The 14,621-nt window shown below is 73.1% G+C and carries 12 protein-coding genes; 9 read left to right on the top strand and 3 right to left on the bottom strand.

Annotation, left to right across the window (positions count from 1 at the left end; genetic code table 11):
• Positions 1-6: 6 nt before the first annotated feature.
• Together ACIQ87_RS12290 and ACIQ87_RS12285 are read left to right on the top strand one after the other, a co-directional pair.
• Positions 7-867, top strand: a complete 861-nt coding sequence (locus ACIQ87_RS12290) for an ABC transporter permease (RefSeq protein WP_402405475.1) — start codon at positions 7-9, stop codon at positions 865-867.
• Between the two features lie 99 nt (positions 868-966).
• The gene (locus tag ACIQ87_RS12285) at positions 967-1,545 is read left to right on the top strand and encodes a dienelactone hydrolase family protein (protein ID WP_402405281.1); all 579 of its coding nucleotides are present in this window, start codon (positions 967-969) and stop codon (positions 1,543-1,545) included.
• Between the two features lie 145 nt (positions 1,546-1,690).
• Here ACIQ87_RS12285 and ACIQ87_RS12280 read toward each other — a convergent pair whose 3' ends face one another.
• Together ACIQ87_RS12280 and ACIQ87_RS12275 are read right to left on the bottom strand one after the other, a co-directional pair.
• The gene (locus ACIQ87_RS12280; protein WP_402405280.1) at positions 1,691-2,470 is read right to left on the bottom strand and encodes a VOC family protein; all 780 of its coding nucleotides are present in this window, start codon (positions 2,468-2,470) and stop codon (positions 1,691-1,693) included.
• Positions 2,471-2,652: 182 nt separating this feature from the next.
• Positions 2,653-3,072 carry an I66 family serine proteinase inhibitor gene (locus ACIQ87_RS12275; RefSeq protein ID WP_402405278.1) on the bottom strand — a complete coding sequence of 140 codons (420 nt, stop codon included), beginning with the start codon at positions 3,070-3,072 and terminating at the stop codon, positions 2,653-2,655.
• Positions 3,073-3,255: 183 nt separating this feature from the next.
• On the opposite strand from ACIQ87_RS12275, the gene ACIQ87_RS12270 reads away from it, so the two are divergent.
• Positions 3,256-4,101 (top strand): hypothetical protein, encoded by an 846-nt coding sequence (locus ACIQ87_RS12270; protein ID WP_402405276.1) that lies wholly within the window; start codon positions 3,256-3,258, stop codon positions 4,099-4,101.
• Between the two features lie 124 nt (positions 4,102-4,225).
• Complete coding sequence (gene dnaE, locus ACIQ87_RS12265; protein WP_402405274.1) at positions 4,226-7,759, top strand: DNA polymerase III subunit alpha; 3,534 nt, start codon at positions 4,226-4,228, stop codon at positions 7,757-7,759.
• A gap of 154 nt (positions 7,760-7,913) precedes the next feature.
• Here the strand turns inward: dnaE and ACIQ87_RS12260 are convergent, their stop codons facing one another.
• A complete protein-coding gene (locus ACIQ87_RS12260; RefSeq protein WP_402405272.1) occupies positions 7,914-8,801 on the bottom strand; it encodes a LysR family transcriptional regulator in 888 nt (295 codons plus the stop codon).
• A 117-nt stretch (positions 8,802-8,918) separates the two neighbouring features.
• On the opposite strand from ACIQ87_RS12260, the gene ACIQ87_RS12255 reads away from it, so the two are divergent.
• From ACIQ87_RS12255 to ACIQ87_RS12235, 5 genes are all read left to right on the top strand, one after another.
• Positions 8,919-9,806, top strand: coding sequence for a dihydrodipicolinate synthase family protein (locus tag ACIQ87_RS12255; RefSeq protein WP_402405270.1), 888 nt, complete (start codon positions 8,919-8,921; stop codon positions 9,804-9,806).
• 287 nt (positions 9,807-10,093) lie between these two features.
• Entirely contained in the window at positions 10,094-11,122 is a 1,029-nt protein-coding gene (locus ACIQ87_RS12250; protein ID WP_402405268.1) for an aspartate-semialdehyde dehydrogenase, read from the top strand.
• A 310-nt stretch (positions 11,123-11,432) separates the two neighbouring features.
• A complete protein-coding gene (locus ACIQ87_RS12245; RefSeq protein WP_402405266.1) occupies positions 11,433-12,713 on the top strand; it encodes an NYN domain-containing protein in 1,281 nt (426 codons plus the stop codon).
• Positions 12,714-12,780: 67 nt separating this feature from the next.
• Positions 12,781-13,779 carry an ABC transporter ATP-binding protein gene (locus tag ACIQ87_RS12240; protein WP_402405264.1) on the top strand — a complete coding sequence of 333 codons (999 nt, stop codon included), beginning with the start codon at positions 12,781-12,783 and terminating at the stop codon, positions 13,777-13,779.
• Positions 13,776-14,585, top strand: coding sequence for an ABC transporter permease (locus tag ACIQ87_RS12235; protein WP_402405262.1), 810 nt, complete (start codon positions 13,776-13,778; stop codon positions 14,583-14,585). Before ACIQ87_RS12240 ends, ACIQ87_RS12235 begins: the two co-directional genes overlap by 4 nt.
• Positions 14,586-14,621: the final 36 nt, after the last annotated feature.

The following is a 14,621-nucleotide window of genomic DNA, read 5'->3' as shown; positions in this document are numbered from 1 at the left end:
GGGTCGATGAACCGCGCCGGGTCGTCGACGGACCACGCCGAGGGGTACCGGGCGAGCCGGACGCTGCCGCTGCGGGTGGAGGCGATGCGGCAGCTGCGCCGGCGCCGCACCATGGTGATCGGCGGGGTGCTGGCCGCCATGCCGTTCGTCATCCTGGCCGCGTTCCGGATCGGCGGCACCCCCGGCCGTCCGGGCCGCACCACCTTCATCGAGCTGGCCACCGCCTCGGGGGCCAACTTCGCGGTCACCATGCTGTTCGTCGGCACCGGCTTCATGCTGGTGATCCCGGTCGCGCTGTTCTGCGGGGACACCGTCGCCTCCGAGGCCAGCTGGTCCTCGCTGCGCTACCTGCTGGCCGCGCCGGTGCCCCGGGCCCGGCTGCTGGCCCGCAAGTTCGCGGTCGGGCTGGCGTTCTCGGCGGTGGCGGTGGCGATGCTGCCCGCGATCGGACTGGTCGTCGGCACGGCGGCGTACGGCTGGGGAGACCTCAAACTGCCCGCCGGGGTCAGCCTGCCGGCCGGACAGGCGCTGCCCCGGATCGCCATCGCGGTGGCCTTCGTGTTCCTGAGTGAGATCGTGATCGCCGCGCTCGCGTTCTGGCTCTCCACCGCGACGGACGCGCCGCTGGGCGCGGTCGGCGGCGCCGTGTTCGCCTCGATCATCACCGGGGTGCTGGACGCCGTCACCGCGCTGGGCGACCTGCGGGAGTGGCTGCCGGCGCACTGGCAGTACTCCTGGGCGGACGCCCTGCAGCCGCAGCTGGAGTGGGGCGGCATGGTGCAGGGCGTCTCGCTGTCGCTCTCGTACGCGGTGGTGCTGCTGGCGCTGGCCTTCCGCGGTTTCGCGCGCAAGGACGTGGTGTCCTGAACGACCGCCGGGCCCCGGCCGGACGTGCGTTCGCGGGGCCCGGCCGGGGATGCGCGATCATGGGTGGGTAGCTGACCTCCCTGGCGAAGGACCCCGACCGTGGCCCAGATCATCCTCTTCCACTCCGCCTACGGGCTGCGCCCGGCCGTGCACGCCGCCGCCGCGCGGCTGCGCGCCGCCGGACACACCGTGCACACGCCGGACCTGTTCGACGGGCGGACCTTCGATTCCGTCGAGGAGGCACAGGAGTTCCAGGAGGAGCTCGGCGGCCGCGACGAGCTGCTGCGGCGGGCGGTGACGGCGGCCGCGCCGGTGTCCGAGGGCGGGTTGGTGTACGCCGGCTTCTCGCTCGGCGGCGCGGTGGCGCAGAACCTGGCGCTGGCCGACGAGAAGGCGCGCGGACTGCTGCTGCTGCACGGCACCTCGGACCTGCGGGAGGACGCGGCCACCGAGATCCCGGTGCAGCTGCACATCGCGGAGCCGGACCCGTTCGAGCCGGAGGACTGGCTGAACGCCTGGTACCTGCGGATGCGGCGGGCCGGGGCCGAGGTGGAGGTGCACCGCTACCGGGGCGCCGGGCACCTGTTCACCGACCCGGAGCTGCCGGACTGGGACGAGGAGGCGGCCGAGCGCGCCTGGGCGGCGTCGCTGGACTTCCTGGCGGAGCTGGACGGCTGACGTCTAGGCCGAGAGCCGGCGCCGTGACGGAACCCCGCGCCGTGACCGAGAGCCGGCGCCGAGACGGACGGCGCCCAGTGCGCAGGCCGCGGCCCGAAGGCGGAGCGCCCGCCAGGACCGGGGTCCGGGCGGGCGGGTGCCGGGGTCAGAGCGGCTGGGGCGTGATCATCGCGAAGGGGGCGCCCTGGGGGTCGGCGACCACGGTCATCCGGCCGGCCACCATGTCGAAGGGCGGAACGAAGACGGTGCCGCCGCTCCTGATCAGGGCGTCCACGGTGGAGTCGACGTCGTCGACCGAGAAGTACGTCAGCCAGTGGGCCGGCGTGCCGGGCGGGTCGTTGGCGAGCAGGGTGGCACCGCCCACCGGGCGGCCGCCGACGCGTAGCTCCCAGTACGAGTCCGCGCCCTCCATCGGCTCGATCTCGATGCCGAAAGCCTCGCCGTAGAAGGCGGTGGCGGCCGGGATGTCACTGGTGTGCAGCTCGTTCCAGGTCAGCGCACCGGCCTGGTTGACGACCTTGGCGCCGGAGAACTCACCCGGCTGCCACGCGCCGAACACCGCGCCCTGCGGGTCGGCGGCGATCAGCATCCGGCCCAGGGTGCCGACGTCCATCGCCGGCGCGAGCAGGGTGCCGCCGGCGGAGACGATCGCGTCCTGGGTGGCCTGGGCGTCGGTGGTGGCCAGGTAGCCGGTCCAGACGGTCGGCGGCTCCGGGGCCCCGTCGGGGGACATCGCCGCGCCGATGCCGGCCACGGCCTTGCCGTCGAGCTCGCAGACGGCGTAGCCGCCGAACTCCTTCCTGCCGGCCTGGCCCTGCCAGCCGAAGAGGTCGCGGTAGAAGTCCAGCGCGGCCTGCTGGTCCTTGGCCATCAGATCGACCCAGCACGGGGTGCCGGTCGCGTAGGGGGAGGTGACCTCGGGCATGATCGCCCTTTCTGGCGAGGGGTCTCTCCCGGCCACCATCTCCTCGCTCACGGCGGTTCGCCACTCGTGCCGGTCGGGCGGGCCGCCGGGGCCGCTCGCCCTCCGGCGGCGGTGGCGGCGACCGGGAGGGTGCGGCCCCGCGCGGGGGGGCTGGGCGAGGGGCCGCGGCTCGGGGGTGGGGGTTACAGGTCGATCTTCTCGAAGGTGAAGGCGGTGGACCCTTCGAGGACGGGGATGACCTCGATCTGGCTCTGCCTGCCCGGTTCGAGGACGGTCCACGACGAACCGTGCGGGGACTTGATCCGGTAGGTGTCCGGGGCGCCGGACACCGGGATCAGCTCCCACTCGGTGGCGTCGCCCTGGTCGAGGAGGAGGGAGACCAGTGGGCCGGCGGGCTTGAGGTCCTCCACGGCGGTCGGGGCGCCCTTGGCGTAGAGCCGGTAGTGGTTGTTGGGGAAAGCCTCGACGACCCAGACCGCGTCCTGGTCGTCGGTGTTGGCGAAGACGGCTTTGGGGGCGAGGTCCAGGGCCTCGTGACGGGCTCGGCCGATCTTGGCGTCGCCGTTCTGGATGGTGTAGAGGCCGGACTCCAGCTGGGCCATGGCTGTCATTCCTTCGCGGTGTGGGCGAGGTGCAGGACAGTTGTACGTGTTCGGAGGAAGCCGGGGAGGGGGCCTCGGCGTGTCATCACCTGAACGAGCTACGCCCCCTTGCCCGCCGTCCGACCGCCGCTCCACCGCCGGCCCCGCCGCCCGCGCCCCGGGGGCTGCGGCACGATGGACCCCATGCACAGCGACCACTACGCGCCGACGACCACCCTGCCCGGGCTCCTGCAGCGCGGCCGCGGCCAGGGCGCGCTGATCGCCGCCGAGGACGGCCCGTCGGTCGCCGAGCTGGTGTACGGCTGCGTCCGCTGGGACTGGCGGTGGGACCCGACGGCCGACGACCGGGACCGCTACCTCGCCCGCCTGATCCGGGACTTGGGGCTGTCGCTCGCGCCGGTGGTGGAGCTCCTGACCGGCGACGAGGGCACCCGGCACCGGGCCACCCGCGTCCTGGAACTGCTCGCGCTCGGCGGCTCGGAGCAGGCCCGGGCGGCACTGCCGGACCCCGTCCCGGCGCAGGACGGCCCGACCCCGCACCACCCCGCGAAGGACGCCCACCCGGACCGCGACGACCCGGGCCCGCCGGTGGGCCATGGCGACGAGCGCGACATACCGGCCCTGGTCGCGGAGCTGGAGCGGTGCTGGGTGGCGCGGGCCTGGTGCGGCCCCGCCGCGCTCGCCCGCGGCCTGGCCCGCTTCGGCCCGCAGGCCGCCGACGCCGTCTCCCTGCTGCGCCGCTTCTGGCTCTCGACCCCGCACTCCTCCGAGCGCCCCGCCTACCTGGAGGCGCTGGCGGCGATGGGGGCCGCCGGCATGCCCGAGGTGTACGTCGAGTCGCTGGACGACTGCGAACCGCGGGCCCGGCTCCTCGCCGTCCGTCACGCCCCCGACCGGCCCGCCGTGCGGGACCGCATCGGCCGTCTGCGGGACGACCCGCTGGAGGCGCCGGAGGTCCGCGAGGCCGCCGCGGCGCGGCTCTCGGGGCTGGGTCGTCAGCTGTTCGAGGGGGCTAGAGTAGACGCGTGAACGTGTGAGTGGTGGTCCGGGCCCCGAGAGGCGCTCCGGGCCACATCCATTTCCAGGGCATCCCCTGTGACCCGCACGTTCGCCGGCCCACCAGACCAGCACCAGATCCTCCGGAGGCCCCGCCTTGAGCGACCAGCCGTTCGCGCATCTGCACGTCCACACCGAGTACTCGATGCTGGACGGTGCCGCCCGGCTGAAGCAGATGTTCAAGGAGGTCGAGCGCCTCGGCCAGACCCACGTGGCGATGACCGACCACGGCAACATGTACGGCGCCGCCGAGTTCCACCGGCAGGCCACCGACGCCGGCATCACCCCCGTCATCGGCATCGAGGCGTACGTCGCCCCGGAGTCCCGCTCCAACACCAAGCGCATCCTGTGGGGCCAGCCGCACCAGAAGCGGGACGACGTCTCCGCGTCCGGCGCGTACACCCACAAGACCATCTGGGCCCGCAACAAGGAGGGCCTGCACAACCTCTTCAAGCTGACCTCGCGCTCCTACGCCGAGGGCTGGCTGGTGAAGTGGCCCCGGATGGACAAGGAGCTGATCTCCGAGCTCTCCGGCGGCCTGATGGCCACCACCGGCTGCCCCTCCGGCGAGGTGCAGACCCGGCTGCGCCTCGGCCAGTTCGACGAGGCCCTCAAGTCGGCCGCCGACTACCAGGACATCTTCGGCAAGGAGAACTACTTCCTGGAGCTGATGGACCACGGCCTCGACATCGAGAAGCGGGTCCGCGACGGGCTGCTGGAGATCAGCAGGAAGCTGGGCATCCCCCCGGTCGTCACCAACGACTCGCACTACACCACCGAGGCCGACGCCGGCGCGCACGACCTGCTGCTCTGCGTCCAGACCGGCAAGAACCTCTCGGACCCGGACCGCTTCCGCTTCGACGGCACCGGCTACTACATCAAGTCCGCGGCCGAGATGTACGCCCTCGACTCCTCCGACGCCTGGCAGGAGGGCTGCCGCAACAGCCAGCTGCTCGTCGCCTCCCGGGTCGACACCGAGGGCATGTTCAAGTTCAAGAACCTGATGCCCCGCTTCCCCATCCCGGAGGGCTTCGAGTCCGAGGCGGACTTCTTCAAGTCCAAGGTCTGGGAGGGCATGGACTGGCGCTTCCCGAACGGGTACGACGAGGAGCACAAGAAGCTCGCCGAGTACGAGATGGACACCATCATCCAGATGGGGTTCCCGGCGTACTTCCTCGTGGTCGCCGACTTCATCATGTGGGCCAAGAGCCAGGGCATCGCGGTGGGCCCCGGCCGTGGTTCGGCGGCCGGCTCGCTGGTCGCGTACGCGATGGGCATCACCGACCTCGACCCGATCCCGCACGGCCTGATCTTCGAGCGCTTCCTCAACCCCGAGCGCATCTCCATGCCCGACGTCGACATCGACTTCGACGAGCGCCGGCGCGGTGACGTGATCCGCTACGTGACCGAGAAGTGGGGATCCGACAAGGTCGCCATGATCGTCACGTACGGCACCATCAAGGCGAAGGCCGCCATCAAGGACTCCTCGCGCGTCCTCGGCTACCCGTACGCGATGGGGGACCGGATCACCAAGGCGATGCCGCCGGACGTCATGGGCAAGGGCATCCCGCTGTCTGGCATCACCGACCCCTCGCACCCGCGCTACAGCGAGGCCGGGGAGATCCGCGGGCTGTACGAGACCGACCCGGACGTCCGGAAGGTCATCGACACCGCGCGCGGCATCGAGGGCCTGATCCGCCAGCCCGGCGTGCACGCCGCCGGCGTCATCATGTCCGCCGAGCCGCTGACCGACCACATCCCGGTCTGGACCCGGCACACCGACGGCGTCACCATCACGCAGTTCGACTACCCCACTTGTGAGGGCCTCGGCCTCCTCAAGATGGACTTCCTCGGCCTGCGCAACCTGACGATCATGGACGACGCCGTCAAGGCGATCGAGAAGAACAAGGGCATCAAGATCAACCTGCTTGATCTGCCCCTGGACGACAAGCCGACCTACGAACTCCTCGCCCGTGGCGACACGCTCGGCGTCTTCCAGCTCGACGGCGGGCCGATGCGCTCGCTGCTGCGCCTGATGAAGCCCGACAACTTCGAGGACATCTCCGCCGTCCTGGCGCTGTACCGCCCGGGCCCGATGGGCGTCAACTCCCATACGAACTACGCGTTGCGCAAGAACGGGCAGCAGGAGATCACCCCGATCCACCCGGAGCTGGAGAAGCCCCTGGAGGAGGTGCTCCGGCCGACGTACGGCCTGATCGTCTACCAGGAGCAGGTGCAGAAGGCCGCCCAGATCCTGGCCGGCTACTCGCTCGGCCAGGCCGACCTGCTGCGCCGGGCGATGGGCAAGAAGAAGAAGGAGATCCTGGAGGCGGAGTTCGTCCCCTTCCAGAAGGGCTGCCGCGAGCGCGGCTACTCCGACGCGGCCATCCAGGCCGTGTGGGACGTCCTCGTCCCGTTCTCCGGCTACGCGTTCAACAAAGCGCACACCGCCGGCTACGGGCTGGTCTCGTACTGGACCGCCTACCTCAAGGCCAACTACCCGGCCGAGTACATGTCCGGCCTGCTCACCTCCGTCAAGGACGACAAGGACAAGTCCGCGGTCTACCTCAACGAGTGCCGCAAGATGGGCATCCAGGTGCTGCCGCCGGACGTCAACGAGTCGGACTCGGACTTCACCCCGCACGGTGACACCCTGGTCCGCTTCGGCCTGACCGCCATCCGCAACGTCGGTGGGCCGGTGGTCGACTCGATGATCCGGACCCGCAAGGCGAAGGGGAAGTTCGCGTCCTTCCCCGACTTCCTGGACAAGGTGGAATCGGTGGTCTGCAACAAGCGGACCGTCGAATCGCTGATCAAGGCCGGTGCGTTCGACTCGCTCGGGCACACCCGCAAGGGCCTGAGCGCGCAGTTCGAGCCGATGATCGACAACGTCGTCGGCGTGAAGCGCAAGGAGGCCGAGGGGCAGTTCGACCTCTTCGGCGGCGACACCACCACGGACGAGCCGAGCTTCGGGCTGGACGTCGTCTTCTCCGAGGAGGAGTGGGAGAAGTCCTTCCTGCTCGCCCAGGAGCGGGAGATGCTCGGCCTGTACGTCTCCTCGCACCCGCTGCACGGCATCGAGCACGTGCTCGCCGACAAGGCGGACTGCGCGGTGGCCGACCTCGCGGAGCGGCCGGACGGGACGATCATCACCATCGGCGGCATCATCTCGGGCCTCCAGCGGAAGATGACCAAGCAGGGCAACGCGTGGGCGATCGCGACGGTGGAGGACCTCGCGGGGTCCATCGACTGCATGTTCTTCCCGGCGAGCTACCAGCTGGTGTCCTCGCAACTGGTCGAGGACGCCGTGGTGTTCGTGCGCGGCAAGCTGGACAAGCGGGAGGACGTGCCGCGGCTGATGGGGATGGAGCTGTCCGTCCCCGACCTGTCGAACGCCCACGCCGAGGCGCCGATCGTCATCAACATCCCGAGCGGGAAGGTCACCCCGCCGCTGGTGGCCCGGCTCGGCGAGGTGCTCGGGAGCCACCGCGGCACCACCGAGGTGCGGGTGCGGCTGGAGAGCCGCGACAAGACCACGGTGCTGCGGCTGGACCGGCACCGGGTGAAGTCGGACCCGGCGCTGTTCGGGGACCTGAAGCAGCTGCTCGGGCCGAGCTGTCTGGCGGGGTGAGACCGGGCCGCCTCGGCGGTGAGGCCGGGCGGTCGGGAGCGGCCGCCGGTGCTTGAGTGCGGGTGGCGGCCTTCCGCTTCGCGTGGTTCCCCGCGCCCCTTCGGGCGCGGGGAACCTCTGTTTTTTCGGGGGGGCGTCGGGAGGGGGCGGGGTGTCAGGTGCCGCTGCCGAGGCCGGGCGGGACGGCCGTGTGCAGGGCCGAGACGAAGGCGGAGACGGCGGGGTGGGAGCCGGCGCCGGCGCGGAAGGCGGCGCGGGTGCGGCGGTACATCGGCAGGCGGGTGAGGACGACGCCGGGCGGGAGTCCGGCCGTGCCCAGGTGGGGCACCAGGGCGACGCCCTGACCGGCCGCCACCAGGGCCAGCACGGTGGTGAAGTCGTCGATCTGGTGCCGGATCCGGGGTGCGAAGCCCGCCGCCTCGCAGGCGCGGACGGCCATGGTGTGGCAGAGCGTGTCGGGCGGGGCCATGATCCACGGCGCGGCGCGCTGCTCGGCGACGGTGCCAGGGACGCGGGCGGCCAGGTACATGGGCTCGGTGAAGACCGGGCGGGTCACCGCGAGACCGGGCTCCGGGTCGGTCGGGACGAGGTCGTACTCGTGCACCAGCGCCACGTCCAGCTCGCCCGCCCGCAGCGCGGCGCCGACGGCCGCAGGGTCCACCTCGGTGACCATCGGCTCCAGCCCCGGGTGCCAGCTCGCCAGTTCGGCGAGCACCCCCGGGATGATCGCCCGGGCCGCCGAGGGGTAGGTGCCGATCCGCAGCGGACCGGCCAACCCCCGCTTGGCGTGGGCGAGTTCGGCGCCGGCCTGCTCCAGCAGGGCGAGCACGGCCTCGGCGTGCCGGACCAGGTTGCGCCCGGTCGGGGTGAGGGTGACCCGCCGCCCGGTGCGCTCCAGCAGCGGGACGCCCGCCTCCTTCTCCAGGACGGACAGCTGCTGGGACACGGCCGAGGGGCTGAAGGAGAGCGCCTCGGCGACGGCCGCGATGGTGCCGAGGTGGGCGAGTTCGCGCAGCAGGCGCAGGCGTCGGACGTCCAGCATCGGTCCAGCCTAGTCGGGCACCGGCCCGGACACCGGCCCGAGCATCGGCTCAGCTTACGAGTAGCGTCGGAAATGTGAACTGGACCCGGGCGATCGGCGCGCCGCAGGATCGTGGACATGGAACTCAAGGGCATCCACGTCCCCCTGATCACCCCCTTCGCCGCCGACGGCTCCGTCGCCCTCGACGCGCTGGAGAAGCTCTCGTACGAGCTCCTGGACGCCGGCGCGGCCGGGCTGGTCGCCCTCGGCACCACCGGCGAGCCGGCCGCGCTGACCGCCGGGGAGCGGGACGCGGTGGTGGACGTCGCCGCGGCCGCCTGCGCCGCCCGCGGGGCGCAGCTGACCGTCGGCGCCTCCGGCGGCGACACCCGGGCCGTCGGCGAGGCGCTGGCCGCGCTCGGCGCGCGGGTGCCGCAGGCCGCGGCGCTGGTCACCACGCCGTCCTTCGTCCGGGCCGGCGAGGCCGGGACGGTCGCGCACTTCCGGGCGCTGGCCGCGAGCAGCCCGCTGCCGCTGGTCGTCTACCACATCCCGTACCGCACCGGGCAGCAGCTCTCCACCGCCGCGCTGCGCGAACTCGCCGCGATCGAGGGCGTGGTGGGCGTCAAGTACGCGACCGGCGGGCTGGACCAGACGGCCGCCGAGCTGCTCGCCGACGCCCCCGCCGGGTTCGCGTTCCTCACCGGCGAGGACGCGTACCTCTCGCCGATGCTGGCGCTCGGCGCGGCCGGCGGCATCCTCGCCTCCGCCCACCTGGCGACCGGCCGGTTCGTCGAGCTGGTCGAGGCCTGGCAGGCCGGGGACGTGGCGCGGGCGCGGGCGCTCGGGCACCGGCTGACCGGGCTGGCGCTGTCCGCCTTCACCGCGCCGAACCCGACGGTGACCAAGGGCGTGCTGCACGCCCAGGGCCGCATCCCGACCCCCGACGTGCGGCTGCCGCTGCTGCCGGCCGGGGAGGCGGAGGTCCGCGCCGCGCTGGCCCTCGCCAGTGGTCTGGACCACTAGGGCCTATCGTCAAACTCGCGTCTGCGGGGCGACGCCGGGGCACGCACCTCGCCGCGTTGTCGTCGGTCGCCAATGCTCCGCAGTGGCTCCCTCCTCCGCCTTGCGATGCACGCACCCCAACGCCGCCCCGCCCGCCCTCCGGGCGGACGACGGGAGTTTGACGACAGGCCCTAGGGCCGTCCGGGCGGCCTCTCACACCGTGGAACGCGAGGCCGTCCCACCCGGGTGACAAGGCATGATGGACGGAGTGCGGCTGTGAACAGCACCATTCAGAGGAGTAGTCGGAGATGAAGATCGGCATTGTCGGTGCCACCGGCCAGGTCGGCGGCGTGGTCCGCGAGATCCTGGCGGAGCGCAACTTTCCGGTGGAGCGGCTGCGGCTGTTCGCCTCGGCCCGCTCGGCCGGCCGCACGCTGCCCTGGCAGGGCACGGAGGTCACCGTCGAGGACGCGGCCACGGCCGACTACACCGGCCTCGACATCGTGATCTTCTCGGCCGGCGGCTCGACCTCCAAGGCCCTGGCCCCCAAGGTCGCCGCGGCCGGTGCCGTCGTGATCGACAACTCCTCCGCCTGGCGCCGCGACCCCGAGGTCCCCCTGGTCGTCTCCGAGGTCAACCCGGAGGCCATCGCGGACCGCCCCAAGGGCATCATCGCCAACCCGAACTGCACCACCATGGCCGCCATGCCCGTGCTGCGCCCGCTGCACGAGGAGGCCGGCCTGGCCGCGCTCGTCGTCTCCACCTACCAGGCCGTCTCCGGCAGCGGTGTGGCCGGCGTCGCCGAGCTGCAGGACCAGGCCGCCAAGGTCGTGGAGGGCGCCGCCGCGCTCGCCCACGACGGCGGTGCCGTCGAGTTCCCCGAGCCCAGGGTCTACGCGCGGCCGATCGCCTTCAACGTGGTGCCGCTGGCCGGCTCCCTCGTGGACGACGGCTCCAACGAGACCGACGAGGAGCAGAAGCTCCGCCACGAGAGCCGCAAGATCCTCGGCATCCCCGAGCTGAAGGTCTCCGGCACCTGCGTGCGCGTGCCGGTCTTCTCCGGCCACTCGCTGCAGATCAACGCCCGCTTCGAGCGCCCGATCAGCCCCGAGCGCGCCGTCGAGCTGCTCGGCGCCGCCCCCGGCGTCGAGCTGTCCGACATCCCCACCCCGCTCCAGGCCGCCGGCCGGGACCCGAGCTACGTCGGCCGCGTCCGGGCGGACGAGACGGTGGACAACGGCCTGTCGCTGTTCGTCTCGAACGACAACCTGCGCAAGGGTGCCGCGCTGAACGCCGTTCAGCTGGCCGAGCTGGTCGCCGCCGAGCTCAGGGGCTGAGCGCCCCCGGCCGAGCCGCACCGGCCGGACCACCGGTGTCCACCGTCCGGAACACCGCCGCGTGACCCAGGGCGGGCCCCGTCGTTGTACGGGGCCCGCCCTCGCTGCTGTTCGCTCCCGGCCTGGGCGGCTGTCGCGGTACCGGGACAAGCGGCGAGGTTCGGCGGGCGAACCGGGGGTAAAAGGTGACCCAACGATCGGGCGGCGACGGGGGCCCCTCACCTCGGCACGTCCGGACGACGGGCCGGCCGGCCCGTTCCCGAATCGACCCACCCGACTGATTCCGAGGGCGAGCGAAAAGAGGTGCGCGATGGACCGCTGTGTCGTCCTGGTGGACGCCGGATATCTGCTGGGCGCCGCCGCCAGCCTGCTCGCCGGGGATCCGTCCCGTTCCAAGGTCACCGTGAACCACACGGCCCTGATCACCGCACTGCGCGAGCGTGCCGAGGCCGAGACCGGGCTGCCGCTGCTGCGGATCTACTGGTTCGACGCCGCGCCCGACCGGCGCCCGATGCCCGAGCACCGGCGGCTGCGGGTGCTGCCCCGGGTCACCGTACGGCTGGGCGCGCTCACCCGGGCCGAGGGGCGCTGGGTGCAGAAGGGCGTGGACGCCGCGATGCACGCCGAACTCTCCGAGCTCGCCCGCAACCGGGCCTGCGCCGACGTCGTGCTGATCACCGGTGACGGGGACCTGCTGCCCGGCATGATGACCGCCAAGGAACACGGGGTGGCCGTCCACCTGTGGGCCCTGCAGGCCGCCGACGGCGACTTCAACCAGTCCGAGGACCTGGTCGGCGAGGCGGACGAGCGGCGGGTGCTGGACCGGGAGTGGATCGAGGGGTCCTTCTCGCTGCGCGAGCACTCCAGCCTGTTCCCGGCCCCGGGCGCCCGGCAGGAGATCGCCAAGATCCTCGCCGCCCCGCCCGCCACGCTGCCCACCGTGGTGCCGCCGGTGGTCCGTCCCGCCGCCGCGGCGGCAGCCGGGGCCGAGGCCCCGGAGAGCGCCGCCCCCGCCACCGACGGACGGCCGCAGCCGGCCGCGGCCGCGCTCAGGGTCGTACCGACACCGAAGGACCTGGCCGGGCGCGCCCCCTCCGTCAGCCCGGTCACCCCGGTGGCGAGCGGCACCAACGGCCACGCCGCCAACGGGCACGCGGCCGCGCAGGGCGGGCCGGTGCTGCGCTGGTCCTCCGACCGGGGCTGGGTCGACCGGCCCGCCCCTGAGCCCGCCGTCACCGCCGGCGACAGCCTGCCCACCCTCGCCCAGCTCACCACCGCCGAGCAGCGCTGGGCCGACCGCGAGGAGGACATCACCTCCATCGGCGGCGACGCCCACGAGGTCGGGCAGGTCTTCGCCCGCCGCTGGAGCGAACGCCTCGGCGACAACGAGAGACTCACCGTGCTCTGGCCCGACTACCCGCGCATCCCGCACCGGGTGGACGGCGAGCTGCTGCGCTACGCCGCCCGCTTCGGACTGCTGGCGCACAAGGACGACCAGATCGACGAACACGACCGCTACGCCATCCGGGCCGGGTTCTGGAAGGAACTGGCGGCGCGGGTGCCGGGCGGGTCGATGGTCGTCGAGGACTGAGCCGACCCGACCGGCCCGAGGGCCCCCTTGTCCGGTTCGCCCGTATGAGCGCGTAGAGTCGTCGGTCGTGAACGAGACGGCCGGGCGAGCACCCGAGGAACCCCAGCCGTGCGTGGCCGTACGCGACCTGGTCAGGACCTACCGCAGCGGACGCGGCGCGGCCGCCACCGAGATCCGGGCCAACGACGGCATCAGCCTCACCGTCCGCCAGGGCGAGATCTTCGGGCTGCTCGGGCCGAACGGGGCGGGGAAGTCGACGCTGGTGCGCCAGCTCACCGGACTGCTGCGCCCCGACTCGGGATCCGTCGAACTCCTCGGCCACGACATCGTGCGGCACCCCGAGCGGGCCGCCCGGCTGCTCGGCTACCTAGGGCAGGAATCCACCGCGCTGGACGAGCTGACGGTGACGCTCGCCGCCGAGACCACCGGACGGCTGCGCGGACTCACCCGGGCGCAGGCCCGCGGCGCGGCCGCGGACGTGCTGGCCGAGCTCGGGCTGGAGCCGATCGCCACCAGGCCGCTCGCCAAGCTGTCCGGCGGACAGCGGCGGCTCGCCTGCTTCGCCGCCACCCTGGTGGGGGAGCGGCCGCTGCTCGTCCTGGACGAGCCCACCACCGGCATGGACCCCGTCGCCCGGCGGGCCGTGTGGAGCGCCGTGGACCGGCGGCGCGCCGAGCACGGGACGACGGTGCTGCTGGTCACCCACAACGTGATCGAGGCGGAGACGGTGCTCGACCGGGTCGCCGTGGTGGACGACGGCCGGGTGATCGCCTGCGACACGCCCGGCGGGCTCAAGGCGCTGGTGGACGGCGACGTCCGGCTGGACCTGGTCTGGCGGGACGAGGCGCCGGTCGGCGTGCCCGCCGTCGCCGCGCTGCGCGAACGGGCCGAGTGCACCGGGCGCCGCTGGACCGTCCGCACCACCCCCGAGCAGGCCCGCGAACTGGTCGCCGCCGTCACCACCGGCCCGGCCTTCGCCGCGCTCGACGACTTCACCCTCGCCACCCCGAGCCTCGAGGACGCCTACCTCAAGCTCGGCGGCCGCCACGGAGGACTGGCCAAGTGACACTGCTCTCGGTGCCGCCGGAGACCCGCCGGTCCACGGCCGCCCCCGCTCCGCTCGCCCCCGCGGCCGGGCTGCTGCCCGCGCTCGCGGCCGTGTACCGGGCGCAGCTCGCCCGGGCGCGGGTGGCGCGCATCCCGCTGCTGTTCGTGGCCACCTTCCAGTCCGTCGGCATCCTGGTGATGATGCGGGGCGTGGTGGACGCCGGGCAGTCCTCGGAGGCGCGGTCGGTGGTCGCCGGTTCGAGCGTGCTGGTGGTGGCCTTCGTCGCGCTGAACCTGCTCGCCCAGTACTTCGGGAAGCTGCGGGCCACCGGCGGGCTCGACCACTACGCGACGCTGCCGGTGCCGGCCGCCTCGGTGGTGCTGGGGACGGCTGCCGCGTACGCCTCCTTCACCCTGCCCGGGACGCTCGCCACGGCGGCGTTCGGGGCGGTGACGTTCGGGCTGCCGCTCGGGCAGCTGTGGGTGCTGCTGGCGGTCGTGCCGCTGGCCGGGGCCGCGCTGTCGGGGCTGGGGGCGGCCTGCGGGCTGCTGGCGCCGCGGCAGGAGATCGCGACGATGCTCGGGCAGCTCGGGATGTCGGCCGCCCTGCTGCTGGGCGTGCTGCCGGCGGACCACCTGCCGCAGCCGGTGCAGTGGCTGCGGGACCTGCTGCCGTCCACGTACGGGGTGGACGCCTTCGCGCGGACCTTCGCGCCGGATCCGGACTGGGCGCTGGTGCTCGGGGACCTCGCGGTCTGCGCGGGGGTGGGTGTGGTGTCGCTGGCCGTCGCCACCTGGGCGTACCGGCGGGCGGTCTCGCGGTAGGGCGTCCCGGGCGGGAGCGTCCCGGTTCCGTGGGTA

Source organism: Kitasatospora sp. NPDC096204, from assembly GCF_044763205.1.
Taxonomy (GTDB): domain Bacteria; phylum Actinomycetota; class Actinomycetes; order Streptomycetales; family Streptomycetaceae; genus Kitasatospora.
This window is presented reverse-complemented; position numbering and strand designations above follow the sequence as displayed.

Coding starts and splice junctions, on each gene's coding strand:
- ACIQ87_RS12270 (WP_402405276.1), top strand. CDS start 3,256: ATGCACAGCGACCACTACGCGCCGACGACCACCCTGCCCGGGCTCCTG.
- ACIQ87_RS12250 (WP_402405268.1), top strand. CDS start 10,094: ATGAAGATCGGCATTGTCGGTGCCACCGGCCAGGTCGGCGGCGTGGTC.
- ACIQ87_RS12290 (WP_402405475.1), top strand. CDS start 7: ATGAACCGCGCCGGGTCGTCGACGGACCACGCCGAGGGGTACCGGGCG.
- ACIQ87_RS12280 (WP_402405280.1), bottom strand. CDS start 2,470: ATGCCCGAGGTCACCTCCCCCTACGCGACCGGCACCCCGTGCTGGGTC.
- ACIQ87_RS12245 (WP_402405266.1), top strand. CDS start 11,433: ATGGACCGCTGTGTCGTCCTGGTGGACGCCGGATATCTGCTGGGCGCC.
- ACIQ87_RS12260 (WP_402405272.1), bottom strand. CDS start 8,801: ATGCTGGACGTCCGACGCCTGCGCCTGCTGCGCGAACTCGCCCACCTC.
- ACIQ87_RS12275 (WP_402405278.1), bottom strand. CDS start 3,072: ATGGCCCAGCTGGAGTCCGGCCTCTACACCATCCAGAACGGCGACGCC.
- ACIQ87_RS12255 (WP_402405270.1), top strand. CDS start 8,919: ATGGAACTCAAGGGCATCCACGTCCCCCTGATCACCCCCTTCGCCGCC.